Genomic DNA, 25,037 nt, shown 5'->3' on the forward strand with positions numbered 1-25,037 from the left:
CCCTCTCACGCTCCTCGCCCGCGCGCTCGGCACGAAACCGTGGCTGATGAAGCTCGCGGGCGGGATCATCTGGGTGGACAAGAAACTCCACCGCCTGTTCAAGGGGAAGGTGAGCCTGGTCGCGATGGCCGGGCTCCCTTCCCTGCGGCTGACCACGACCGGCCGGAAGAGCGGGCTGCCCCGCGACACCAACCTGCTGTACTTCCCGCACGAGGGCGACATCGTGCTCGTCGGCTCCAACTGGGGGAGGCCGAACGATCCCGCGTGGACGCACAACCTGCGTTCGCGGCCCGACGCGGTCGTCGCGCTGGCGGGCAAGGAGATCCCGGTCAGGGCCAGGGAACTCGTCGGCGAGGAGCGCGACGCGATGTGGAAGCTCCTGCTGGACTTCTGGCCGGGTTACTCCATGGAGGAGGAGTCCGCTCGCCGTGTGTTACCGATTTTCGAGTTAAAGACCACCACTCGATAGGTTCGTACCATCCTTTCGGCCGGTGACTGGGTTACCCGCTTGTGCGAGGCTCGCTTGGTGTTACGCGCCGTGACGTCGGCGGCGCATCGCGCGACATGTTCCGGCATGTCGCCAGCCGAGGGAGGAGTCGTTTTGCCGAGATCCACAAGGAGGCCGGTGCGCGGTTTCGCACTGGTAGGGGCACTCGTGGCCGGCGCCGCGCTGACCGGGCTGCCCGGAACGGCGGTCGCCGCCCAGGAGGCCGGGACATCGGCCGCCCAGGTCGGCGCGACGGCGCCGGTGACCTGGGGCGCCTGCACGGCGGACCAGATCCGGGGCGTTCCCGCCGATCAGGTGAAGTTCTACAGCTGCGCGCGGTATCGCGTGCCGATCGACCACGACAACGCGGCGCTCGGCACCATCGACATCGCGATGCTGAAGCGGGCGGCGAAGACGCCGGACAAGAAGATCGGCTCGCTGTTCCTCAACCCCGGCGGTCCCGGCGGCTCCGGGTTCCGGATGCCGATCGGCGCGGCGAACTACCTCCAGCCGCAGGTGCTGGACCGGTTCGACCTGATCGGGTTCGACCCCCGCGGGGTCGGGGCCAGCAACCCGCTCAAATGCTTCACCACGCAGGAGGACGCGGACGAAGTCTTCGCCGCGCAGATCCCCGTACCGCTTTCGCGGCAGGAGATCTCCGGCACGCTGGCGTCTTATCGCGACTACGGCCAGTTCTGCAAGAACAACGCCGGCGCGCTGCTGAACCACATGTCCACCAAGGACGTCGTGCGTGACCTCGACAAGATGCGGGCGGCCGTCGGCGACCAGAAGCTGACCTTCGTCGGCTTCTCGTACGGGACCCTGATCGGGTCGACGTACACGTCGATGTTCCCGAAGCAGAGCCGCGCGATCGTCATCGACGGCAACGTCGACCCGGCGCTGCGCACCAGTGACGGCGTGCAGTACGACCGCGAGCGCGCTCGCGGGTTCGAGATCGCGCTGGACGCGTTCCTGCGCAAGTGCGCGCAGGTCGGGCCGAAGTGCTCGTTCAGCTCGGGTACCCCGCGGGAGAAGTTCGACGAACTCCGCACGTACCTGCGCCAGCAGCCGATCAAGCTGCCGGACGGCAGCGGCTACGACATCAACACGTTCACCGGCACGGTCTCCGGTGTGCTGTATTCGCCGTCGTCGTTCCCGGCGCTGGCCGACGATTTGCAGGCGCTGTACAACGTCATCCACCCGCCGGCGGCGCAGACGCAGACGGCGCAGGCCGTCGAGCTGAAGGTGCTGCGGTCGGGCGTGAACGGGCGGGCCGACGCGGACCCGGACAGCCCGTACACCGGTGACGACTCCTACTTCGCCGTGAACTGCTCGGACAAGAAGATCACGATCAAGCAGGAGAAGGTTCCCGAGATCGCCGCGAAGTGGGAGAAGGAATCGCCCACTTTCGGTCGCTACCAGGCGTTCGCGGACATCGCGGGCTGCCCGGTGTGGCCGGCGAAGAACCCGGACGTCTACCGCGGCCCGTGGCAGGCCAAGACCGACACCCCGGTGCTGGTCGTCGGCAACTACTACGACCCGGCGACCCAGTACCTGTTCTCGAAGCGGATGGCCGCCGAGCTGGGCAACGCCCGGCTGCTGTCGGTCGACGCCTTCGGGCACTGCATCCTGGGTGACTCGCTCGGCGTGGACAAGGTGACGGCCGACTACCTGATCGATCTGAAGGTCCCGGCCAACGGTCAGGTGTTCCAGCCGAACGTCCAGCCGTTCGGAACCGCCACTGCCTGATCCCAGGCGCAAGTCCGTGAAGGCCTCCTTCCCTGCTCTCAAGGTCGAGAAGGAGGCCTTCACGGACTTCTGGCCTCAGACGTCGACGCTCGCGTAGGCGTCCAGGCCGTAGTTCGTGGCGTACGCGTTCTCGACGCCGACGAGAAGGTCGACGATCTCGAAGTACCGGTCCCAGAAGGGCGTCTCGCGCAGCGCCTCGATGAGGAGCTGGTACGAGTGATGGTCCTGGGCCTCCCACACCCACACGTCGGTCACCCGCGCCGAGTAGAACTCGGTGTCGAAGAAGCGGGAACGGACTCCCTTCACCTTGCTCTCGATCGCCGGGAGTACTTCGGTCTTGAAGACCGCCACACGTTGTTCGACCGTCAGGCCGAGCCATTCGGGCGTGGTCTTCACCAGCATGAACGCGGTCACTTCGGACATGGTGATTCCTTTCAGGAGTAGGCGCCGGCTTCGATGTCCTCGACCAGGGTCGGCCCGTACGCGGTCCACTTGAGGAGTTCGCGGGTGCGCGCGCTCGACGCGGACATGTCCGTCGCGAAGAACCGGCCGACGAAACCGAAGTGCTCGGCGGCCTTCTCCGGCGCGACGGACACCACAGGGATACCGAGTGCCCGTCCGACGGCTTCGGCGATTTCCTTTGTCGTGACGGCTTCTTCGGCGACGACGTGGAGCAGCGAGCCGGTGGGCGCGCCTTCGAGGCCCAGCCGGACGAGCCGGGCCGCGTCGGTGCGGTGCACCGCCGCCCACGCCGTGGTGCCGTCGCCGATGTAGCCGGACACGCCGTGTTCACGGGCCGCCGCGACGAGCGACGCGAGGAAGCCGTGGTCGCCGATGCCGTGGACGGAAGGCGCGAAGCGGGCACTGATCACCCGCATCCCCTTCTCCGCGTACTCGAGCGCGAGGTTCTCGGCGCCACCTCGATGAGAGTCCGGGCCGACGGCGGGGGAGAGGTCGCTTTCGGTGGCGGGGCGGCCCTTGCCCAGGGTCGAGAGACCCGCGGCGAGGACGAAGGCCCGGCCGGTTCCGGTCAGCGTGTCCGCGAAGGTCTGGACCGCGGACCGCTCGGCGCGGTCGGACTCGGCGGGGTCGGCCCAGTCGTGCTTGTTCGCCAGGTGGATGACGGCCTCGGCCGCTTCGGCACCCGTGCGGAGACCGTCGAGATCGTCGAGGTCGCCACGGCGGACCCGAGCACCCTTGCGTTCCAGCGCGGCGGCGGAGGTATCCGAGCGAGCGAGGCCGGTGACCTCGTGCCCGGCGTCGAGCAGCTCGTCCACGACGGCCGAGCCGATCCACCCGGTCGCCCCGGTGACGAATACGTGCATGGGAATCGCTCCTTCTACTGGTTCCCGCGGGTGCGGGAAAGACGGGACTGCAGGACGACGAGCGCCCCGAGGACGAGCACGCTCACGCCGATCACCCGCAGGGCCGTGCCCGCGCTGGTGACGAACGCGGAGATCACTTCGGGCGCGCGACCGGGCGCCGCCGCGAGGGCCTGTGCGACGGTGTGCGGATCCTGGTTCGCGCGGACGTCCGGGGGCAGCGTGGCGACGAACCGTCCGGTGAGGACGGTGCCGATGACCGCGACACCGAGCGCGCTGCCGAACTCGCGGGTGGTGGCCTGCAGCCCCGCGCCGACACCGGCCTGTGCCGGGGCCAGCGAACCGGCGATGGCGGAGGACAGCGTCGGAAGGGCCAGCGTGACACCGATCCCGGTGACCACAAGCCAGGCGGCGTAGGCGGGATAGGACGTATCGGTGTCGCTTGTGGACAGTCCGAGGAGGCCGCAGCCGACGAAGACGAACGCGAGGGCGACGGTGACGTCGACCCCGGCACGCCGGACGAGCCTGCCCACCTGCCGCGCGCCGAGGATGACCGGGACGGTCAGCGGGATGATCCCCAGCCCGGTCAGCAGGACACTGAAACCCTTGCCGTACTGGAGAAACGACGCGTTGACGTAGAACAGCGCGAACATCCCGAAGAAGATGGCGGTCATGCCGAGGCAGGCGCCGCGCAACGCGGGCACGCGGAACAACCGGGGATCGAGCAGCGGATGCCGGGCCTTCAGCTCCACGAACGTCCACAGGGCGAAGAGCACCATGGCGCCGCCGAATCCGGTCAGGACGACCGGGCTGCCCCAACCCGCTTCGGGTCCTTCGACGATGCCGAGCAGCAACGCGACCGACGCGCCGACGAGCAGGATGGCGCCGAGCGGGCTGAGGGGACGGTCGTGGCGCGGGGACACCGGCGCGATCCGGGCGACGAGCGCGGCGAGCACCAGGGAAAGCGGGATCGCGGCCACGAACAGCCAGCGCCACGACCCGCCGGACAGCACCGCGCCACCCCCGACATTCCCCACCACGCCGCCGATCCCGGTCATCGACGCCCAGGTCGCGATGGTCACGCCCTTGCGTTCGGCGGGTACGGCGTGCAGCAGGACGGCGAGCGTGTTGGGCAGCACGGCGGCGGCCCCGATCCCGGTGATCGCGCGGCCGGCCAGCAGGACGGGCAGGTTCGGCGCGACCGCCGAGAGCAGGGCGCCGAGCGCGAACAGCGCCAGACCGGCGAGCAGCACGCCCTTGCGGCCGAAGCGGTCGCCCGCGGCGCCGCCGGGGATCACGAGGCAGGCGAAGAAGACGACGTAGGTGTCGACGATCCAGATCAGGGCGGAGGCGGACGGGCGCAGGTCGCTCGCGGCCAGCATCGGGACCGCGAGGTTGATCGCGGCGACCATCCCGACGACCAGCACGACACACGCGCACAGGACGGTGAGCAGACCGCGCCGGGCGGCCGGATGGCCCGAGGCGGTGCCCGGGTCCTCACGATTTTGAAGGCGGAGTGGCATGTCCACCACGCTAGGGACCAGCGCGGCCTTCGTGCGACGCAACATTGACAAGGATTACTTGCGTACGATGCAACTATGGCCGACCAGCTGGACCTCAATCTCCTGCGGGTGTTCGACGCGCTGCTCCGGGACGGCAGCGTCACCGGCGCCTCCGAGCGCCTGCACCTCTCCATCCCCGCGACGAGCCGGGCATTGAGCCGCCTGCGCCGGGCGATGGGGGATCCGATCCTGGTGCGCGCCGGGCGCGGGATGGTGCCGACCCCGTTCGCCCTCCGGACCGCGCCGCGGGTGCGATCGCTGCTCGACGAAGCGTCGGCGTTGATCAGCGCGGATCGGGAGCCGGCGATCGGGGAGCTGGAACGCACCTTCACCATCCGCATCAACGACGGTGTCGCCGCGACACTGGCGACGGCGGCCGTCGAAGCGACCGCGGCCGTCGCGCCCGGCGTGGTGCTGCGGTTCGTCGCCGAAGGCAGCGAAAGCGCCGAGGCGCTCCGGGACGGCTCGGTCGATCTGGACATCGGCGCGGGCGATCTCGCGGCACCGGACATCCACTCGACGCTGCTGTACCGCGAACGGGTGGTGGCGATCGTCCGGGTCGACAGCCCGCTCGGCCGGGCCCGCCGTCCGACACTGGCGCAGCTCTGCCGCTATCCCCACGTTTCGTCGTCGCGGCGGGGTCGTACCCGGGGTCCGCTCGACGACGTCCTGGAGGCCGAAGGACTGCGGCGGCGCGTCGCGGCCGTTGTCCCCACCTCCGCGGTCTCGGCGTTCCTGGTCGCGTCGAGCGACTACGTCGGGCTCGTGCCCCAGCGGCTGGCCGAGCAGTACGGCCGCTCGCTCGGGATCCGCTGGTTCCCGGTTCCGGCGGAACTGCCGGAGGTCGAGGTCCGGCAGCTCTGGCACGCCCGGCTCGACGCCGACCCCGCCCAGCGCTGGCTGCGGGAGACGATCCGTGCGGCGTTCGGTTCGCCCAATTAGCGGCAATTTCCGGAGCCGGAAATGACCTGGGAGGAGCGATCGCCGCTTGCTAAGGTGATCTTGATCCGCGATTCTCGCCGCGGTTGGGGGAAGGAAACCTTTGCGTACCAAGAGAACTCTGTCCATTGCCGGGGCATCCGCCGTCGCGTTGGCCGTACTCGCCCCGGCCTCGGCCTCGGCCGCCCCGGTACTCACCGAGCTTCCCGCGCTGCCCGGTTCCTCGGTCGCCGGTGCCGCCGGGATCAACGACAGCGGGGCAGCGGTCGGCTGGTCCAACACGGCCGGTACCTCGCACGCCGTGCGCTGGGGCGCCGACGGAACGGTCACCGATCTCGGCACCGCGGCCGGTGACACCCGGAGTGAGGCCACCGGGATCAACAACGCGGGAACGGTGGTCGGGCTGTCGTCGAACAGCACGGGGCAGCGCGCCGTCCGCTGGGCACCGGACGGCGGGATCACCGTCCTGGACACTCTCGCGGGAACCACGTACTGCCAGGCGGACGCGATCAACGCGACCGGCCAGATCACCGGCTATTGCTCGGCGTCCTACTCGAGCTACTACGGAAAGCCGGTCCGCTGGGGGACCGACGGCAAGGTCACCGAACTGGCCACCCTCCCCGGCGGGACCTCCGGCGGCGGGGCGGCGATCGCCGACGACGGCACCATCGCGGGCTGGTCGACCGCGCAGGACCACCAGACGCACGCGACCCGCTGGGCCCCGGACGGGACGGTCCTCGGGTTGCAGTACCTGCCGTCCGGTTACTACGCGAAGGCGTTCGGCATCGGCGCCGACGGGACGATCGTCGGCACGGTGCAGCGTTCGGTCGGCGGCAGCTACGGCGTGTTCGCCACGCGGTGGAAGGCCGACGGTTCGGTCACGGATCTCGGCGGGTTCCCGGTCACCGACAAGCCGGACAGCGAAGCGCGGGCCGCCGGTCCCGACAACACCGCGGTCGGTATGTCGAAGGACACAGAAGGGCGCTACACCGCCGTGCGCTGGAACTCCGACGGAAGCCTCACCGACCTCGGAAGGGCGGCTGGAGCAGGCCCGGGAACCATCACCTTCGCGACTTCGATCAACGTTCACGGCGTGATCGTCGGCCGGTCCGGCGCGGTCGCCGTGCGTTGGAAGCCCTGACCGCGTGGTATCTTCCGAAGGTTGATCAACACCGTTCGAGTAGGAAAGCGAGGTGAGCGGCACATGCCGGAAGACAGTTCTGGATCGACCGGAAGCGGTCGCCGTTCACCCGCGTGCGCGGTGCGCTGACCTTCTCCGGTCTCCTTTCCCTGTCTGGCTTTGTGTACGCACGCCAGAAAAGAGCCGGAATCATGAACACCTTCGAAATGCTGCTCAGGGTCGGCACCGGCGTCGGCCTCGGCGCCGTCATCGGCATCGAGCGCCAGTACCGCGCCCGGATGGCCGGTCTCCGCACCAACGCCCTCGTCGCCGTCGGCGCCACCCTCTTCGTCCTGTTGTCCGCCCACGGTTTCGGCGGGCTGAACAGCAGCGGTGACGCCGACCCGACGCGGGTGGCCGCCCAGATCGTCTCCGGTATCGGGTTCCTCGGCGCCGGGGTGATCCTGCGGGACGGGCTGAACGTGCGCGGGCTCAACACCGCCGCCACGCTGTGGTGCTCCGCGGCCGTCGGATCCCTTGCGGGCGCGGGACTTTACGTCGTCGCGCTGGCGGGGACCACGGTGATCGTCGGGGTCAACGTGCTCCTGCGCCCGCTGGGCCGCGTCGTCGACCGCCGCCCCGGGCACCGGGAAGACTGCTCCGAGGTCGTGAGCGGCAATGACGGTTCTATTTGAGAGATAAGCCAAACATGGCGCGATCGGCTCGCAACTGTGAAGGCCCCCTTGCTTACCCTCAAGGTAGCGAAGGAGGCCTTCACTACCTTGACGATCGACAAGGGGCCCCACGTGGGGCAGGGCGCGTCCCATGTCTGTCCACCAGGGATAGTCACCAGCGACTCGGTGTCCGATCGATGCCTAGAAGTACGGTTCAGGATGGGGTCGTGAGTGATAAAGAGCGTTAGAACGCTACTTATCACTCACGACCCCATCCCAAAACCGCGCAAACTACTCAAATTGGACACCTGGGGCCGGACAGGGGTCTCTTGTGGACACCTGGGGTCGAGACTGGCTTCCGTCAGCCAGTCCGGTCCCGCGGCGGGTTTCTCCAGATTGATCATGTGCGCGACCCCGGGGACGACCAGTCTCCGGGCGTCGCGTGCCTCGCTTTCGATCTGGCAGGCGATGGCCAGGATGTCCGGGGAATCCAGATCTCCCAACAAGGTCAGGGTGCGCGGGGTCAGCTCGCCGAGGCGTTCGACGGCCCGGAGTTCGTCCATCAGCGTGAAGCCGGAGAGTCCGTGCCGCACGACCGTCTGCGTGTACATCTCCTGGCACAGCCGCCGGACTCGCTGATCGACGTCGGCGGGGGCGCGCCGCGGCCCGTCCACCCACATGCGCAGGATGCATTCGATGGCACCGGGGAGATCGCCCTTGGCGCCCGCCTCTTCGAGCTTCTTGTTCTGCTCCAGGACGAAGGGGTCCTTCGTCACCATCGCACTGAGCCCGGTGGCGACCAGGACGAGGTTCTCGACCAGATCCGGGTAGGTCAGCGCGAAGTCGACCGCGATCCGCCCGCCACCGGACAGGCCGACGAGCGAGGCCCGGGGGAGTCCCAACGCGGTCATCAGCTCGCGGAGATCCTCGTAGTGCTTGAACCGCTCTGTCGGCGTGGACGACTCGCCGTGCCCGCGCGCGTCGTACCGGATGACGGTGTGGTGTGGTGCGAGCGCCGTCATCTCGGCGTCCCACATCCGGGAGTCGAGGATCCCGCCGTGCAGCAGGATCACCGGATCGCCGTCGCCCCGGGCCTCGTAGGCCAATTCGCCGTTTTCGACCTGAACTCTCCCCGTGGTCATGCCCGCACGGTACCGAAGAACGACGAAGGCCCCTTTCCCCGAAGTGCGGGGAAAGGGGCCTTCGCGGGGGTTGCTTTACGCCTTGGTCATCTTCCGCAGGACGTACTGCAGGATGCCGCCGTTGCGGTAGTAGTCCGCCTCACCCGGGGTGTCGATGCGGACGTCCGCGTCGAACTCCACCTTGGTGCCGTCGGTCTTCGTCGCGGTGACGTGGACCGTGCGCGGGGTCTCGCCCTCGTTCAGCTTGGTGATACCCGAGATGTCGAACGTCTCGGTGCCGTCGAGGCCGAGCGACGCGGCCGACTCGCCCGCCGGGAACTGCAGCGGGATGACGCCCATGCCGATCAGGTTCGACCGGTGGATCCGCTCGAACGACTCGGTGATCACCGCGCGCACGCCCAGCAGGCGCGTGCCCTTGGCCGCCCAGTCACGCGACGAACCGGAGCCGTACTCCTTGCCGCCCAGGACGACCAGCGGGATGTCCTGCGCCGCGTAGTTCTGCGCCGCGTCGTAGATGAACGCCTGCGGGGCGCCGTCCTGGGTGAAGTCGCGGGTGTAGCCGCCCTGCACGTCGTCCAGCAGCTGGTTGCGCAGCCGGATGTTCGCGAAGGTGCCGCGGATCATGACCTCGTGGTTACCGCGACGCGAGCCGTAGGAGTTGAAGTCCTTCTTCTCCACGCCGTGCTCGGTCAGGTACTGCGCGGCCGGGGTGCCCGGCTTGATCGCGCCGGCGGGGGAGATGTGGTCCGTGGTGACCGAGTCGCCGAGCTTCGCCAGCACGCGCGCGCCGGAGATGTCGGTGACCGGGGACGGCTCCGCCTTCATGCCCTCGAAGTACGGGGGCTTCCGGACGTAGGTGGACTCCGCGTCCCAGTCGAAGGTCTTGCCCTCGGGGGTGGGCAGGGACTTCCACCGCTCGCCACCGTCGAAGACGTCGGCGTAGTCCTTGGTGAACATCTCCTGCGTGATCGCGTAGTCGATGGTCTCCTGGATCTCCTTGGCCGAGGGCCAGATGTCCTTCAGGAAGACGTCGTTGCCCTCGGTGTCCTGGCCGAGCGGCTGGTTCTCGAAGTCGAAGTCCATCGTGCCGGCGAGCGCGTAGGCGATGACCAGCGGCGGCGACGCGAGGTAGTTCATCTTCACGTCGGGGTTGATGCGGCCTTCGAAGTTCCGGTTGCCCGAGAGCACCGAAACCGCGGTGAGGTCGTTCTCCTGGATCGCCGCGGAGATCTCGTCCGACAGCGGGCCCGAGTTGCCGATGCAGGTGGTGCAGCCGTAGCCGACCAGGTGGTAGCCCAGCTTCTCCAGGTACGGCCACAGGTTGGCCTTGGTGTAGTAGTCGGTGACGACCTGCGAACCCGGCGCCATCGAGGTCTTGACCCACGGCTTGACCGCGAGGCCCTTGTCGACCGCGTTGCGCGCGAGCAGCGCCGCGCCGAGCATGACCGACGGGTTGGAGGTGTTGGTGCACGAGGTGATCGAGGCGATCACCACGGCGCCGTGGTCGAGGACGAACTCGCCGCGGTCGGAGGTGCTGACCTTGACCGGCTTGCTCGGGCGGCCGCTGTGGCCGTTCGCCGCCGACTGGATGTCGACCGCGCCCTCGTCCTTGAACGAGAGGGCGGCCGGGTCGCTGGCCGGGAAGGACTCCTCGACGGCCTCGTCGACGTTGGTGTGCGGGGTGTCCTGCTCGCCGCCGACGTAGTCGTGGATCGACTTGCGGAAGGAGTTCTTCGCGTCGGTGAGCTCGATGCGGTCCTGCGGGCGCTTCGGGCCGGCGATCGACGGGACGACCGTCGAGAGGTCCAGCTCGATGTACTCCGAGTACTCCGGCTCGTGCGACGGGTCGTGCCAAAGGCCCTGCTCCTTGGCGTAGGCCTCGACGAGCGCGACCTGCTCCTCGGACCGGCCGGTGAGCTTGAGGTAGCGGACGGTCTCCTCGTCGATCGGGAAGATCGCCGCGGTGGAGCCGAACTCCGGGCTCATGTTGCCGATGGTGGCGCGGTTGGCCAGCGGCACCGCGCCGACGCTCTCGCCGTAGAACTCGACGAACTTGCTGACCACACCGTGCTTGCGCAGCATCTCGGTGATGGTGAGCACGACGTCGGTGGCGGTCACGCCGGTGGGGATCTCGCCGGTGAGCTTGAAGCCCACGACGCGCGGGATGAGCATGGAGACCGGCTGGCCCAGCATGGCCGCCTCGGCCTCGATGCCGCCGACGCCCCAGCCCAGCACGCCGAGGCCGTTGACCATCGTGGTGTGCGAGTCGGTGCCGACACAGGAGTCGGGGTACGCCTGGCCGTTGCGGGCCATGACCGTGCGCGCGAGGTGCTCGATGTTGACCTGGTGCACGATGCCGGTGCCCGGCGGGACGACCTTGAACTCGTCGAAGGCGCCCTGGCCCCAGCGCAGGAACTGGTAGCGCTCGCGGTTGCGCTCGTACTCGATCTCGACGTTGCGCTCGAAGGCGTCGGCGCGGCCGAACACGTCGATGATGACCGAGTGGTCGATGACCAGCTCGGCGGGAGCCAGCGGGTTCACCTTGTCCGGGTCGCCGCCGAGGTCGGTGACGGCCTCGCGCATGGTGGCGAGGTCGACGACGCAGGGCACGCCGGTGAAGTCCTGCATGATCACGCGGGCGGGGGTGAACTGGATCTCGATCGACGGGTCCGCCTTGGCGTCCCAGTCGCCGAGCGCGCGGATGTGGTCGGCGGTGATGTTCGCGCCGTCCTCGGTCCGCAGCAGGTTCTCGAGCAGGATCTTCAGGCTGTAGGGAAGGCGCTCGGAGCCCTCGACCTTGTTCAGGCGGAACACCTCGTAGGAGGCGTCGCCCACCTTCAGCGTGTCTTTGGCGCCGAAGCTGTCCTTGCTGGCAGGTGCAGTCACTTCTAACTCCAGTGGCATGGACTCAGGCTCGTGAGCGTTCGTCCCGGGTCAGTTCGGTGTGTTCTCAGTGTGTTTCCAGGCCGTCGGGTCGACCCGGAGCGAGTCTTGCGCACCCCCACCGTAAGTCCGGACGCGGGATGGCACACCTCGTTCGTCCCTTAAAACAGTACGCGCGTCCTTTTTGGGAAGCAAGCCGCCACGCCGGTCATCAACGTCTCATCGGCCGCGTCCGTTCGAGTGACGAAACGTTCGTCTGTTCGTCCCCCGTTGAGGGGAAATGGTGCCTACGGTGTGTAAGTTCCTGGTGGTGCTTCTGGTAATGCTGATGCAGCAGTGGCACAGTGAGCCGGAAGTTCAAGATCAGGAGGTGGGCGGATCGTGCGTGGTGAAACCGGGTCCGGGACCGTGGCCCGCCGTGGCGTGACCCTCGCCGCGCTCGGCGTCGTCCTGTTGCTCGGGGTGACCGGCACGGGTCTCGCGGTCCCGCCGCCCCCGCCGAACCCCAGTGACTCCGAGATCAACTCGAGCAAGGCCGAGGCCAACGCCAAGGCGGGCGATGTCGGCAGGCTCACCAACCAGCTGGCCCAGGCCGAGTCGAAGCTCGCTCAGCTCAACGACGAAGTCGAGCTGAAGATGGAAGAGGCCAACAAGGCGCGGGTCGACGCGGAGAGCGCGCAGGACGCCGCCGCGCAGGCCGACCGGGAAGCGCGGTCCGCGCGCACCGAGGCCGACGCCGCGCAGGCCGCCATCGACAAGGCCCGCGCGGACCTCGACAAGTTCGCCGCCGCCAGCTTCCAGCAGGGCAGCACCATCGGTTCGGTGTCGGCCTACCTCACCGCCGACAGCCCCAAGGAACTGCTCGGCCGCGCGCAGCTGCTCGACGCCGTCGGCGGCAGCAGGCTCAACGCGCTCGACACGATGAAGCGCGCGCAGACGGAGAAGTCCAACAAGGACGCGACGGCGCGCAAGAAGCTGGAGATCGCGCAGGAGCGCAAGCGCGAGGCCGAGGCGGCGAAACACGAGGCCGACAACGCCCAAAGCGCCGCCCAGCACGCGCAGGACACCCAGGCCACGCAGAACGAGCTGCTGGAAGCCGACAAGGCGAACGTCGAGAAGCAGCTCTTCGAGGCGCAGCAGAAGGTCAGCGGCCTGCAGGGCCAGCGTCAGCGCTACGAAGACTGGAAGGCGCAGAAGGCCCGCGAGGACGAGGAACGCGCCCGTCAGGCCGCGCTCGCCGCGTCGAGGCCGAGCCAGGGCGGCAGTGGCCGTCCGTCGGGCAGGCCCGTCCAGTCGGCTCCCGCCGGGGCGAGTGTCGAGGCCGTCGTGCAACGGGCGCTGTCGCAGCTGGGACTTCCGTACGCGTGGGGTGGCGGAAACACCTCCGGCCCCACCCGCGGTATCCGCGACGGCGGCACGGCGGACCGCTACGGCGACTACATGAAGATCGGCTTCGACTGTTCCGGCCTGATGATCTACGCCTTCGCGGGGGTGCGGGCGCTCCCGCACTACAGCGGATACCAGTACGACGCCGGGCGGAAGGTGCCGCTATCCCAGATGCGCCGCGGTGACATGCTCTTCTGGGGCGGCAGCGCGCGGGGGATCCACCACGTCGCGATGTACCTCGGGAACGGGCAGATGGTCGAGGCGCCGCAGTCGGGTCTGCGGGTGCGGATCGCGCCGGTGCGCTACGGCGGCATCATGCCGTACGCGACCCGCTTGATCGGCTAGGGCGTGGCATACGCGGGCATCGTGCTGGCGGGCGGCGCCGCGCGCCGTCTGTCCGGTGTGGACAAACCCGCGTTGCCCGTCGGCGGAAAACCGTTGATGGCGCGGGCTTTGGCGGCGCTCGCCGACGCGGACCCGGTGATCGTCGTCGGCCCGGAACGGCCGGGTTTCGGCGGCGTGCGGTGGACGCGGGAGGCTTCGCCGGGCGCGGGCCCGGTCGCCGCGCTGGCGGCGGGGCTCGCCATGGTGCCCACGGAGATCGTCGTCGTGCTGGCCGGCGACCTCGCCGGGGTGCGCAGGTCCACTGTGGACAGGCTGACGGCGGCGCTGGGCACGGCGCCGGGGGCGGTCCTGGTCGATTCCTCGGGCGAGCGGCAGTGGCTGCTCGGCGCCTGGCGGGCCGAGGCCCTGCGGTCGGCGCTGCCGGAGCGGGTCGAGAACGCGTCGCTGCGGCGGACGCTCGGCGGGCTGGAGATCGTCGAGGTGCCGGAGGAGCCGGGGGAGAGCGACGATATCGACACCCCGGAGGATCTGGACCGGTTTTCCTGAGACGCCCAGGGAACCTCCCGGCTTGGTTCGGCATCATAAGCCGGTGAGCTCGCGGCCCAGGGTGACGTATCGATCGACCGTTCTCGGAGACAGCGAGGCGTTCTTCGGCGACTTCGACACGTGGTCCACCCGGCTCGCCCTGGAGGAGCTGCTCGACGAGGCGCTGGACCTGCCGGAGATCGCGGGCGGGCTCAAGCGGGAGGAACTGCGTGCCGAGGAGGCGCGGCAGGCGATCCTCGCCAGTGTGTCGGCGCTCGCCAAGGTCAGGATGGAACGCGAACGTGCCCAGCGCGCGCCGGGCAGGCCGCCCTCCTGGGACCTGGCGCTGGAGGAAGTCGGCCTGCTGGCCGGTGTCGGGGTCCTGGTGGCCGGCTACTTCACCGTGTTGCAGCTCGCCTGGCCCGCGATGCCGCTGGGTTTCCAGGCCTTCGGGCTGCTCGGCCTCGCCTGCGTGATCACGCTGTCGGCGGGACGGATCGTCCGCCGGTTCCCGGTGCTGTTCGTCCGGGACAAGGGACGGCTCGCGGGCACCGTCCCGCATCCGGATCTGGTCGCCCTCGGCGACCGCCGTGACCACGCGCTCCGGGAGATCGTCCTTCCCGAACTTCGCGCCTACATCCAGGACCACCGGCGGACCTTCGACAGTACCGACCTGACCTTCGCCGAACCGGATCCCCAGGACGAGGAGCCGGGACACGATCTCGTGCACACGGCGGCGGTCAGGAGGCTGCGGCGGATCGTCGACCGCGCCGATTCGGTCGCGATCGCCCTGGCCGGCAGCCGGGGAGCGGGTAAGACCACCTCGATCCGCTCGCTCGAACAAGGGCTGCTCAGCCAGGCGGGCCAGGCTGCGCCGCTGGTCGTGGTCGGATCGGCGCCGGCGGCCTACGAAGCCCGTGACTTCGTCCTGCACCTGCACGCGCTGCTCTGCAAGGCCGTACTGGCCGCGATCCCGCCGGGGCGGACCCGGACGGCGGATCAGGTCCGGTGGTGGACGGTGCTCGGCAGGACGGCCTGGCGGCTGCTCTCCCACGCGCTGAAGGTCTGCGTCGCCTTGGTGGCCGTTTGGCTGCTGTGGGGCGGAAGCGTTCAGCAAGCGGCATCGGAACTGGCAGCGTTCGGCGGCGACATTCTGCACGGCAGGCTCACGCCGGGTCAGGTGTGGTCGGGGCTTCCGGTCCGGCGCCTGCTGGCCGCCGGTGTTCTGACCGCTGTCCTGGTGCGGGAGAGTTACGGCGTGCTCAGGGTTCTCCTGAGCCCGCTCCTGTATCTGATCGCCCGGTGGGGAGAAGCGGATCTCAACCGGTTGCAGCGCATCACCAGGCAGCAACTCGACCGGATCCGGTTCCTGCAGACTTACACGACCGGATGGTCCGGGAAGCTCAGCATGCCGCTGAGGGGCGAGGCGGGCCGGACCTGGTCCACCCAGCGTGCCGAGCAGCAGCTCACGCATCCCGAGGTCGTCGACAAGTTCCGGGAGTTCGCCGAACTGGCGGCGGCATGCCTCGCCGCGGAGGACGTCGCCGGGCGGGTCGTGATCGCGATCGACGAACTGGACAAGATCGGGGAGCCCGAGAAGGCGCACCAGTTCATCAACGACGTGAAGGGCGTTTTCGACGTCCCTGGCTGCCTGTTCTTCGTGTCGGTTTCCGACGACGCGGTGCTCGGCTTCGAACAGCGCGGGCTCGGCGTCCGCGACGCGTTCGACAGCGCGTTCTCGGAGATGGTGCGGCTGGAACCGTTCACTTTGGACGAAAGCAGGCTGTGGGTCGCCCTGCGGTTGCGGGGGATCTCCGAGCAGTTCTGCTACCTGGCGCATTGCCTTTCGGGCGGGCTGCCCCGGGATCTCAAGCGTTGTGCCGTCGAGATGGTGGACCTCGCGAACGAGAGCTACCGGCCGTCGCTGGAGACCGTCGCGCGCACCCTGGTCACCGCCGAGCTGGCGGGCAAGACCCGGGCGTTCACCGCGACGGCGGCGACCTTGGAGCGCTCGCCCGAACTGGTCGCCCTGACCACCGACCTGCTCGGCGTCCCCGGTACCGAGGCACCGGGGGAGCTGGCCGGACTCGCCGCCCGTCTCGTGCGGGCCGACGGGGAGGACACGGCCGCGCCGATCAGCGACCTGCGCTGGCACAGCGGCTGTTTCGTGCTGTTCTGCGCGACGGTGCTGGAGATCTTCGACGACACCCTGACGGGTGACCGGCTGGGGCCAGGGCTGCACCGGCTCGCCGTCGTCCGGCGGCGGATGGCGATGCATCCGCGGCAGGCGTGGGACGACCTCGCGGAGTTCCGGAAGGAGCGGGGGCTGACGTGAGCGGAAGCCCTTCACAGCGGTCATACCGGTGGTCCGGTTGGCTACCTTCACGAACGGCTGTGCCACCGACCACTACGGTCACATCCGGACGCAAGAACGCAAGCGGGGAACACAGGAGGCACGAGTGACCGAGCCCGGCTACGCCGACGGCGCGCAGCAGCAGCCCGGAACGCCGGCGCGGGACGCCCAGTTGCTGGAGCGGACCGTGTTCGAGGTCAAGCGGATCATCGTCGGCCAGGACAGGCTGGTCGAGCGGATGCTGGTCGGCCTGCTGGCCAGGGGGCACCTCCTGCTCGAAGGCGTCCCCGGGGTCGCCAAGACCCTCGCCGTCGAGACCTTCGCGCGCGTGGTGGGCGGCTCGTTCTCGCGGGTGCAGTTCACCCCGGACCTGGTCCCCGCCGACATCCTCGGCACCCGGATCTACCGCCAGGGCGCCGAGCGGTTCGACGTCGAACTCGGCCCGGTGGTGGCGAACTTCGTGCTCGCCGACGAGATCAACCGCGCGCCGGCGAAGGTGCAGTCGGCGATGCTCGAGGTGATGGCCGAACGGCATGTGTCGATCGGCGGCCAGACCTTCCCGATGCCCGACCCGTTCCTCGTGCTCGCCACGCAGAACCCGATCGAGAACGAGGGCGTCTACCCGCTGCCCGAGGCGCAGCGCGACAGGTTCCTGTTCAAGATCGTCGTCGAGTACCCGACCGCCGAGGAAGAGCGGGAGATCATCTACCGGATGGGCGTCACCCCGCCCACCCCGCAAGAGGTGCTGAGCCCCGCCGAGCTGGTCCGGCTGCAGAACGTCGCTTCGCAGGTGTTCGTGCACCACGCCCTGGTCGACTACGTCGTCCGCCTCGTGCTCACCACCCGTACCCCGAACGACCACGGTCTCGCCGACGTCGCGGGCTGGGTGTCCTACGGCGCTTCGCCGCGGGCGAGCCTCGGCATCATCGCCGCGGCCCGCGCGCTGGCACTGGTCCGCGGCCGGGACTACGTGCTCCCGCAGGACGTCGTCGACGTCGTCCCCGACGTGCTGCGTCACCGGCTCGTCCTGTCCTACGACGCGCTGGCCGACGGCGTCCCCATCGACCACATCATCACGCGGGTGCTGCAGACCGTGCCGCTGCCGCAGGTCTCGGCCCGGCCGCAGGGCGGGGCCGGGCAAGGCGGCCCGGTTCCGGCCGGCGCGCCCGTCAGGTAAGGAATCCGAGTGAAGAACGAGAAGGGCGAACGTCCTTCCTGGGCTCCGCCGGTCCTCCGCGGGGAGCGGATGGAGGCGGGCCTGCGCACGCTCGAACTCGACGTGCGCCGCCGTCTCGACGGTCTGCTGCAGGGCAACCATCTCGGCCTGGTGCCGGGGCCCGGTTCGGAACCGGGGGAGGCCCGGCCGTACCAGCCCGGTGACGACGTCCGCCGGATGGACTGGGCGGTCACCGCGCGGACGACGAGCCCGCATATCCGGGAGACCGTCGCCGACCGTGAACTGGAGACCTGGCTGGTGGCGGACGTGTCCGCGAGCCTCGACTTCGGCACCGCGCTGTGCGAGAAGCGCGATCTCGTCGTCTGCGCGACGGCCGCGGTCGCCCACCTGACCGGCGGGGGCGGCAACCGGATCGGCGCGCTCGTCACCAACGGGGCGGGCAGCATCACGCGTATCCCGGCGCGCGGCGGTCTTCCGCACGCGCGGGGACTGGTCCGCAAGATCGCCGAGACCCCGCGTGCCGAAGTGGGTGTCCGCGGCGATCTGGCGGCGGCGCTGGAGAAGCTGCGCCGTCCGCCGCGGCGTCGCGGGCTCGCGGTCGTGATCTCCGATTTCCTCGGCGACACGGAATGGCAGCGTCCGCTGCGCGCGCTCGGCGGGCACCACGACCTCATCGCCATCGAAGTGCTCGACCCGCGCGACATCGACCTGCCCGACGTGGGCACCGTCGTGCTGGCCGACCCGGAGACAGGGAAACAGCGCGAAGTGCACGCTTCGGCCTTGCTGCGCAAGGAATTCGGCGCCGCGGCGCACGCTCACCGGCAGGAGGTCGCGGCCGCGCTGCGCCGGGCCGGTGCCGCGCATCTGGTGCTGCGCACCGATTCGGACTGGATCGCGGACATGGTCCGGTTCGTGGTGGCCCGCAAGCGCCGCTGGTCCGGGGGTGTCGCGTGAGCCTCACCGGATTCGCCTCGCCGTGGTGGTTCCTGCTGCTGCTGGCGGTCGTCGCCGTGGCCGTGGGCTACGTACTCTCCCAGCGCGCCCGGCGCAAGCGCACCATGCGGTTCGCCAACCTGGAACTGCTGGACAAGATCGCGCCGAAGAGCCAAGGCTGGGTGCGGCACGTTCCCGCCATCCTGATCGTGCTTTCGCTGCTGGTGCTCACGGTCGCGCTCGCCGGGCCGACCGCCGAGCAGAAGGTGCCCCGCAACCGGGCGACCGTGATGCTGGTGATCGACACCTCGCTGTCGATGGAGGCGACCGACGTCGCCCCGACCCGGCTGAAGGCGGCCCAGGAGTCGGCGCGCTCGTTCGCGCAGAACATGACGCCGGGGGTGAACCTCGGGCTGATCTCGTTCGCGGGGACGGCGACCGTGCTGGTCGCGCCGACCACCGATCGCGGCGGCGTCGTGAAGGCGATCGACAACCTGAAACTCGCGCAGTCGACGGCGACCGGTGAAGGGATCTTCGCCGCCCTGCAGTCGATCGAGAGCTTCTCGGCGATCGTCGGCGGCGCGGAAGGCCCGCCGCCCGCCCGGATCGTCCTGATGAGCGACGGCAAGCAGACGGTGCCCGACGACCTGTACGCCCCGCGAGGCGGCTACACCGCCGCGCAGGCCGCGAAGCAGGCGCAGGTGCCGATCTCGTCGATCTCGTTCGGGACCATGCACGGTTCGGTCGACATCGACGGCAAACCGCAGGACGTGAAGGTCGACGACGAGTCGCTGGAGGAGATCGCGCGGCTTTCGGGCGGCGACTTCTACAAGGCGGCCAGCGCGGACGAGCTGAAGCGCGTGTACAACGACCTCGGCGAGCAGATCGGTTACGAGCTGAAGGACGCCGACGCGAGCCGTCCTTGGGTCATCATCGGGACTTTGGTCTTGATGATCGGTGCCGCCGCTTCGCTCTTCCTGGGGCAGCGGCTGCCCTAGTTTCACCTACCGCGCGTGCTATGAAAGGTCCTTCCTCGCAAATTTTGCAAGGAAAGGACCTTTCATAGCATTGGGGCCAGGCGTCTCACGGGGTCGCGAAGCCGTTCTGCCGCCAAGCCTCGTAGACGCTGATCGCCGCGGTGTTGGACAGGTTCAGGGACCGGCTCGACGGCAGCATCGGCAGCCGCACCCGATCGGTCACCTCAGGGGCCGATTGGACCTCAGCAGGCAGCCCGGCCGACTCCGGCCCGAACATCAGCACGTCGCCGGGTTCATACGCGACGTCGGTGTGCAGCCGCGTCGCCGACGCGCTGAACGCGTAGACCCGCGCGGGGAGCAGCGCGGCCCACGCCGCGTCGAGGTCCGCGTGGACGTGGACGCGCGCGAGGTCGTGGTAGTCGAGTCCGGCGCGCCGCAGCTGCTTGTCCTCCAGCGTGAAACCGAGCGGCTCCACCAGGTGGAGTTCGCAGCCGGTGTTCGCGGTCAAGCGGATCGCGTTACCCGTGTTGGGCGGTATTTCCGGGCGGTAGAACAGGATGCGGAACACGAGGGTTGATCGTCTTTCGTTCACGGTCGCTTCGCCTGAGCGCGGCCGGGTGGCCATCGAACCGGACGAGCATGAGGCCCGCCCGTGACCATCCCACCACAGGAGGGCTTCATGCCTTCACTCCCTCATCCCCTGTCGCGGCGCCGCTTCCTCGGTTACGGCTCCGCCGGCGCGGCCGCCGTCCTGCTGGGGACCGGTGCCTGGAACGCCGCCGGCGCGATGCCGCTCGCCCGCGGTGCCGGCAACCCGTTCACCCTCGGCGTCGCGTCGGGTGACCCGCTGCCCGGCGGTGTCGTGCTCTGGACCAGGCTCGCGCCGAAGCCTTACGAGGCCGACGGCTTCGGCGGTATGCCGAGGACGCCGGTGCGTGTCGAGTACGAGGTTTCGGTCGACGAGCGCTTCCGCGGCGTGATCCGCCGGGGCTCCGTGGTCGCCACGCCCGAACTGGGCCATTCCGTGCACCCCGAGATCCACGGTCTCGCGCCGGACCACCAGTATTTCTACCGGTTCCGCGCGGGCGGCGAGATCTCGCCGGTCGGCCGTACGCGGACGGCGCCGGTCGCCTGGTCGTCGCCGCGTGAGCTGAACTTCGCGTTCGCGTCCTGCCAGTCGTGGGAGGCGGGCCACTTCACCGCCTACGACCACATGGCGGCCGAAGACCTCGACCTGGTCGTGCACCTGGGCGACTACCTCTACGAAAGCGGCGTCACGGGCGTCGGCCGCGGAACGCCGGTGGGGGCGCAGTTCAAGGGCGAGACCTTCGACCTCGCGCGCTACCGGCTCCAGTACGCGCTCTACAAGTCCGAAGCGCCGCTGATGGCCGCGCACGCCGCCTTCCCGTGGATCCACGTCAACGACGACCACGAGGTGGAGAACAACTGGGCCGGTGACCTTTCGCAGGCCGACAACGAACCCGACCAGGACCCGGCGGTGTTCCGCCAGCGCCGCGCCCAGGCCTTCCAGGCGATGTACGAGCACCTGCCGTACCGCATCGCCCAGCTGCCGAAGGGCCCGGACGCGCGGCTTCACCGGCGGCTGAGCTACGGCACGCTCGCCGAGTTCACCATGCTCGACACCCGCCAGTACCGCGACGACCAGCCCTGTGGTGACGGCCAGTCGGCGAACTGCACCGAACGGTTCGACGACAACCGCACCCTGCTCGGCTCGGAACAGCGGAACTGGCTGCTCGACGGCTTCTCCCGGTCCCGCGCGCGGTGGCAGATCCTCGGCAACCAGGCGCCGATGGGGCAGACCGACACGGACGCGGGTGCCGCCACCAACGTCTACCTCGACCCGTGGGACGGCTACGTCGCCGACCGCGACCGCGTCCTCGCCGCGGCGCAGGACCGCGGGGTGCGGAACCTGGTGGTCATCACCGGCGACCGGCACCAGAACTACGCCTGGGACCTCAAACGCGACTTCGGCGACCCGGGTTCGCCCACCGTGGCGAGCGAATTCGTCGGGACGTCGATCACCAGCGGCGGCAACGGCGCCGACATGACCCCGGCGGGTGAGAACCTGCTGAAAGCCAACCCGCACATGAAGTTCTTCAACAACCAGCGCGGCTATGTCCGGGTGAACGTGAACCGGCAGCGCTGGCGCAGTGACTTCCGGGTGGTCCCGTACGTCAACACCCCCGGCGCGCCGATCAGCACGCGGGCCAGCTACGTCGTGGAGGACCGGCGCCCCGGCGTTCAGTCCGCCTGAGCGGGAAGGAGGGCGGCGTACGCCTCGCGCACGGACGCGGGTGGCGCCGCCTTCCGCAGCGTCACGGGATCGACGAAGACGTAGCGCGTCTTGACCTCCGTGCACAGGGTTTCGCCGCGGCGGACCTCGAAGTCGACGATCAGCGACGTCGTCCCGAGGTGGCCCAGGAACACGGCGATGACCAGTTCTTCGTCGTAGCGGCACGGCGCGTGGTAGCGCAGGTTCGATTCGGCGACCACGAGGTCGGCGCCGTGCTCCAGCGCGTTCTTGTGGGAGCCGAAGAGGGTTTTCTCCACGTCGAACATGGCCATGTCGACGTAGGCGAGATAGTGCGCGTTGAAGACGATGCCCTGCCCGTCGCATTCGTGGTAGCGCACGCGCAGCGGCATCTCGACGATCGGTTTCCGTGGTTCGGTCACCTGGCCAATTTACGTGAAGGCCTCCTTCCCCCGGCTCAGCCGGGGGAAGGAGGCCTTCACGCGCGTGTCAGTCGATGAAGTCGACGTCCGGATGGCGCGGCGACTCGCGGTCGAACAGGTGCCTGTCCCGGCCCTTCAGGTGCAGGTCGAAGAAGGCCCCGATGTAGTCGCGCTGCGCGGCGACGGAGCGGCGCGGGTCGATCGTGCCGATGAGTTCGCGCACCTTCGCCGGTTTGACGAGCGAGGCCAGCTGCGGGACGACGGCCTGCAGGTCGCTGTAGCCCATGTGCGCGCTCCCGCGCAGCAGCAGATCGCGTTTCCAGCCGCGCTGGTTCCCCCAGAACTCGACCCAGCTGCGGTCGTAGGGATTCGCGTGCGTGTGCTCGACGGGCTTGCCGGTGACCGGATCGGTGAGTTCCGAGCCCATCAGCATGAAGGGGCGGTCGAGGCCGTGCTTGACGACCTCTCCCGGGACGTACGGGGTGCCTTCCGGGAAGCCGAACGCGCTCGCGAGGGCGCCGTCGAGGTTGATCCCCGCGTCGACCCGGCGGTCGTGGTACATCGTTTCGCCGGAGGTGAAACCGCCGTAGGAATGCCCGAACATGCCGACGCGGGAGAGGTCGAGCAGCCGGCCGAGGCCGCGGGGCAGCGGCCGGTGCCCGGCGTCGGGGTTCACCCCGTGTGCCAGGAGGGACAGCTGGTCGAGGACGAACCGGCTGTCCGCCACCCTGGCGTCGATGGCCGTCTTCATCGTCGCGGGATCCAGTTCCCGTTGCGGGGCCCGCTCGATCCGGCCGCCGGGGAACTCGACGGCCATGCTCTCGTAAGTGTGCGAGAGCGAGACGACGACGTATCCGCGGCTCGCCAGATCGTCGGTGAGGACGGTGTCGAATTCCCTCGGCACGGAGAAGCCGGGCGAGAACACGACGACCGGACGAGGACCGCCCCACAGGCTCACGGGTACGTCCGTGCGCGCGTGGCGTTTCGCGGACGTCCAGTCGATCGAGCCCGGCGGGACGTCGAGGTAGGCGGGGCTGTTCAGCCCGTCGTCCAGTGTGTCGGCCATGGCGTCGCTGAGCCAGGGCGCCCGCGGTCCGTCACCGTGGCGGTCCGCGGGATAGGTCACGGTGGCCATGAGTTCGCGGCGGCGATCCGGTTTCCAGGGATCGGGCCGGGAGCTGTCGACCAGATGGAGTTCGGTGGTGCCGATCGCGTGGTCGCCGGTCGGCGCCGGTGTGGTGAACCGGATCGGCTCCGCCGCCGCGGCGGGGGCCGCGGTCGCGAGTCCGGCGGCGGCGGTCAGACCGGCCAGAAGCGCCGAACCCCGCACCGCCCAGGTGTGTCTCGATGACACTGTGGAGTCCTTTCGTCCGAGGAGACGGCCGGGCGGCCGCCTCCTCGGAGCGTGGCACAACGATCTAGTCGATGAAGTCGATATCCGGGTGCCGTGGCGACTCACCGTCGAACAGGTGCTGATCCCGGCCACGCAGGTGCAGGTCGAAGAACGCGCCGATGTAGTCCCGTTGCGCGGCGATGGACCGCCGCGGGTCGACGGTGCCGATGGCCGCCGCGCGCTTCTCCGGCGTCACGCGCGCGCCGAGCTGCGGCACGATCGTCTGCAGGTCGCTGTAGGCCATGTGCGTGCTGCCCCCGCGCAGGAGCAGATCCCGTTTCCAGCCCCGCTGCTGGGCCCAGAAATCCGCCCAGCTGCGGTCGAATTCGGGATGCCGGTGCGTGTGGTCCTGCGGTTTCCCGTTCTCGTCGGTGCCTTCGGCGCCCATCAGCAGGAACGGGCGGTCCAGGCCGCGTTTCGTGACCTCGCCCGGAACATAGGCGGTACCCGCCGGGTAGCCGAACGCGGACGCCATCGCGCCGTCGAGGTTGATCCCCGCGTCGATCCGGCGGTCGTGGACCATGCTCTCGCCCGCGGTGACCCCGCCGTAGGAATGGCCGTAGGCGCCGACCCGGGACAGGTCGAGCGACCGGCCGAGGCCCCAGGGGAGGGCGCGTTTCTCAGCGTCCGGGTTCTGTCCCCTCGCGAGTTTCGCGAGCTGGTCGAGGACGAACCGGGTGTCGCCGACTCGGGCGTCGAGGGCCTTCTTCATGAACTCCGGGCCTTCACCCGGGGGCAGCGCCGGTTCCAGCCGGCCGCCGGGGAACTCGACGGCCATGCTCTCGTAGGTGTGCGAGAGCGAGACGACCACGTACCCGCGGCTCGCGAGATCGTCGACGATCGTCGAGTAGGTCTCGCGCGGGGCACCGAAACCGGGGGAGAAGAGCGCCACCGGCTTCGGTGCGCCGAGTGCCGCCGGGACGCCGATCTCGGCCCGCCGTTTCGTCGACGGCCAGTCGATGGTGCCCGCCGGGACACCGAGGTAGTCCTCGCCCGCCAGCACCTGATCGATGACGGTGCTCATCCCGCGCGTGAGCCACGGCGCCCGCGGTCCGTCGGCGAACGGGTCCGCCGGATAGGTGACGGTGACCATGAGTTCCCGGCGCCGCTCCGGTTTCCACGGATCGGCGCGATCGCCGTCGACGAGATGGAGGTCGGTGGTGCCGACGTCGAAGTGGCCGGTGAGGGCCGGTGCGGTGAGCTCGACCTGATCGGCCGCGGTGGCGGGGGCCGCCGTGGCGAGCCCGCCCGCGAGCGCGAGGCCCGCGATGAACGCGGAACCCCGCGCCACGTGCGTGTGTCTCGATGACACTGCTGGAATCCTTCCGGAACGGGGCGGCCGGGCGGCCGCCTGCCTCCGACCCTGGCAGCGCCCC

Annotated in this window: 21 protein-coding genes; 12 read left to right on the plus strand and 9 right to left on the minus strand. The window is 69.5% G+C overall.

The genetic code is table 11. From position 1 onward, the window contains the following. Positions 1 to 46 precede the first annotated feature (46 nt). Both SD37_RS19265 and SD37_RS19270 read left to right on the plus strand, forming a co-directional pair. Positions 47 to 469 (plus strand): nitroreductase family deazaflavin-dependent oxidoreductase, encoded by a 423-nt coding sequence (locus SD37_RS19265; protein ID WP_044853469.1) that lies wholly within the window; start codon positions 47 to 49, stop codon positions 467 to 469. A 156-nt stretch (positions 470 to 625) separates the two neighbouring features. Beyond that, positions 626 to 2,236, plus strand: coding sequence for an alpha/beta hydrolase (locus tag SD37_RS19270; protein WP_044853206.1), 1,611 nt, complete (start codon positions 626 to 628; stop codon positions 2,234 to 2,236). Positions 2,237 to 2,311: 75 nt separating this feature from the next. On the opposite strand, the gene SD37_RS19275 is transcribed toward SD37_RS19270, so the two are convergent. From SD37_RS19275 to SD37_RS19285, 3 genes are read right to left on the minus strand one after another with little or no spacing between them, the layout of a single operon-like run. Next, positions 2,312 to 2,659, minus strand: coding sequence for a darcynin family protein (locus SD37_RS19275; protein WP_044853207.1), 348 nt, complete (start codon positions 2,657 to 2,659; stop codon positions 2,312 to 2,314). Between the two features lie 11 nt (positions 2,660 to 2,670). Continuing rightward, a complete protein-coding gene (locus SD37_RS19280) occupies positions 2,671 to 3,561 on the minus strand; it encodes an SDR family oxidoreductase (RefSeq protein WP_044853208.1) in 891 nt (296 codons plus the stop codon). Positions 3,562 to 3,575: 14 nt separating this feature from the next. Next, on the minus strand, positions 3,576 to 5,081 hold the full coding sequence (locus SD37_RS19285) for an MFS transporter (protein ID WP_044853470.1): 1,506 nt from the start codon (positions 5,079 to 5,081) through the stop codon (positions 3,576 to 3,578). Positions 5,082 to 5,156: 75 nt separating this feature from the next. On the opposite strand from SD37_RS19285, the gene SD37_RS19290 reads away from it, so the two are divergent. The 3 genes from SD37_RS19290 (at position 5,157) to SD37_RS19300 (ending at position 7,874) form a co-directional block, all read left to right on the plus strand. Further along, a complete protein-coding gene (locus SD37_RS19290; RefSeq protein WP_044853209.1) occupies positions 5,157 to 6,062 on the plus strand; it encodes a LysR family transcriptional regulator in 906 nt (301 codons plus the stop codon). Between the two features lie 100 nt (positions 6,063 to 6,162). Continuing rightward, the gene (locus tag SD37_RS19295) at positions 6,163 to 7,200 is read left to right on the plus strand and encodes a hypothetical protein (RefSeq protein WP_145926670.1); all 1,038 of its coding nucleotides are present in this window, start codon (positions 6,163 to 6,165) and stop codon (positions 7,198 to 7,200) included. A 191-nt stretch (positions 7,201 to 7,391) separates the two neighbouring features. Further along, positions 7,392 to 7,874, plus strand: coding sequence for an MgtC/SapB family protein (locus SD37_RS19300; protein ID WP_044853211.1), 483 nt, complete (start codon positions 7,392 to 7,394; stop codon positions 7,872 to 7,874). A 242-nt stretch (positions 7,875 to 8,116) separates the two neighbouring features. Here the strand turns inward: SD37_RS19300 and SD37_RS19305 are convergent, their stop codons facing one another. Both SD37_RS19305 and acnA read right to left on the minus strand, forming a co-directional pair. Further along, entirely contained in the window at positions 8,117 to 8,995 is an 879-nt protein-coding gene (locus tag SD37_RS19305) for an alpha/beta fold hydrolase (protein WP_083255013.1), read from the minus strand. A 75-nt stretch (positions 8,996 to 9,070) separates the two neighbouring features. After that, positions 9,071 to 11,881 (minus strand): aconitate hydratase AcnA, encoded by a 2,811-nt coding sequence (gene acnA, locus SD37_RS19310; RefSeq protein ID WP_044853212.1) that lies wholly within the window; start codon positions 11,879 to 11,881, stop codon positions 9,071 to 9,073. 378 nt (positions 11,882 to 12,259) lie between these two features. Here acnA and SD37_RS19315 point away from each other — a divergent pair, with 378 nt between their 5' ends. The 6 genes from SD37_RS19315 (at position 12,260) to SD37_RS19340 (ending at position 19,595) form a co-directional block, all read left to right on the plus strand. After that, entirely contained in the window at positions 12,260 to 13,609 is a 1,350-nt protein-coding gene (locus SD37_RS19315; RefSeq protein ID WP_044853213.1) for an NlpC/P60 family protein, read from the plus strand. A gap of 3 nt (positions 13,610 to 13,612) precedes the next feature. Continuing rightward, the gene (mobA, locus tag SD37_RS19320) at positions 13,613 to 14,155 is read left to right on the plus strand and encodes a molybdenum cofactor guanylyltransferase (protein ID WP_044853214.1); all 543 of its coding nucleotides are present in this window, start codon (positions 13,613 to 13,615) and stop codon (positions 14,153 to 14,155) included. Positions 14,156 to 14,198: 43 nt separating this feature from the next. Further along, positions 14,199 to 16,469 (plus strand): P-loop NTPase fold protein, encoded by a 2,271-nt coding sequence (locus SD37_RS19325; protein WP_044853215.1) that lies wholly within the window; start codon positions 14,199 to 14,201, stop codon positions 16,467 to 16,469. Between the two features lie 124 nt (positions 16,470 to 16,593). After that, complete coding sequence (locus SD37_RS19330; RefSeq protein ID WP_037305078.1) at positions 16,594 to 17,664, plus strand: AAA family ATPase; 1,071 nt, start codon at positions 16,594 to 16,596, stop codon at positions 17,662 to 17,664. 69 nt (positions 17,665 to 17,733) lie between these two features. Beyond that, positions 17,734 to 18,618 carry a DUF58 domain-containing protein gene (locus SD37_RS19335; RefSeq protein WP_236725471.1) on the plus strand — a complete coding sequence of 295 codons (885 nt, stop codon included), beginning with the start codon at positions 17,734 to 17,736 and terminating at the stop codon, positions 18,616 to 18,618. Then, positions 18,615 to 19,595 carry a VWA domain-containing protein gene (locus SD37_RS19340; protein ID WP_044853217.1) on the plus strand — a complete coding sequence of 327 codons (981 nt, stop codon included), beginning with the start codon at positions 18,615 to 18,617 and terminating at the stop codon, positions 19,593 to 19,595. The genes SD37_RS19335 and SD37_RS19340 overlap by 4 nt, the downstream gene beginning before the upstream one ends. Before the next feature lie 85 nt (positions 19,596 to 19,680). On the opposite strand, the gene SD37_RS19345 is transcribed toward SD37_RS19340, so the two are convergent. Beyond that, positions 19,681 to 20,142, minus strand: coding sequence for a tRNA (cytidine(34)-2'-O)-methyltransferase (locus SD37_RS19345; protein WP_037305074.1), 462 nt, complete (start codon positions 20,140 to 20,142; stop codon positions 19,681 to 19,683). Positions 20,143 to 20,253: 111 nt separating this feature from the next. On the opposite strand from SD37_RS19345, the gene SD37_RS19350 reads away from it, so the two are divergent. Next, positions 20,254 to 21,849, plus strand: a complete 1,596-nt coding sequence (locus SD37_RS19350; RefSeq protein WP_044853472.1) for an alkaline phosphatase D family protein — start codon at positions 20,254 to 20,256, stop codon at positions 21,847 to 21,849. Here the strand turns inward: SD37_RS19350 and SD37_RS19355 are convergent. From SD37_RS19355 to SD37_RS19365, 3 genes are all read right to left on the minus strand, one after another. Then, entirely contained in the window at positions 21,837 to 22,268 is a 432-nt protein-coding gene (locus tag SD37_RS19355; RefSeq protein WP_044853218.1) for an acyl-CoA thioesterase, read from the minus strand. The two genes, SD37_RS19350 and SD37_RS19355, sit on opposite strands and share 13 nt — an antisense overlap. A 67-nt stretch (positions 22,269 to 22,335) precedes the next feature. Beyond that, a complete protein-coding gene (locus SD37_RS19360; RefSeq protein ID WP_044853219.1) occupies positions 22,336 to 23,622 on the minus strand; it encodes an alpha/beta hydrolase family protein in 1,287 nt (428 codons plus the stop codon). Positions 23,623 to 23,686: 64 nt separating this feature from the next. Continuing rightward, complete coding sequence (locus SD37_RS19365) at positions 23,687 to 24,973, minus strand: alpha/beta hydrolase family protein (protein ID WP_236725420.1); 1,287 nt, start codon at positions 24,971 to 24,973, stop codon at positions 23,687 to 23,689. Positions 24,974 to 25,037 lie beyond the last annotated feature (64 nt).

This window comes from Amycolatopsis orientalis (assembly GCF_000943515.2).
In the GTDB taxonomy this organism is placed as follows: domain Bacteria; phylum Actinomycetota; class Actinomycetes; order Mycobacteriales; family Pseudonocardiaceae; genus Amycolatopsis; species Amycolatopsis orientalis.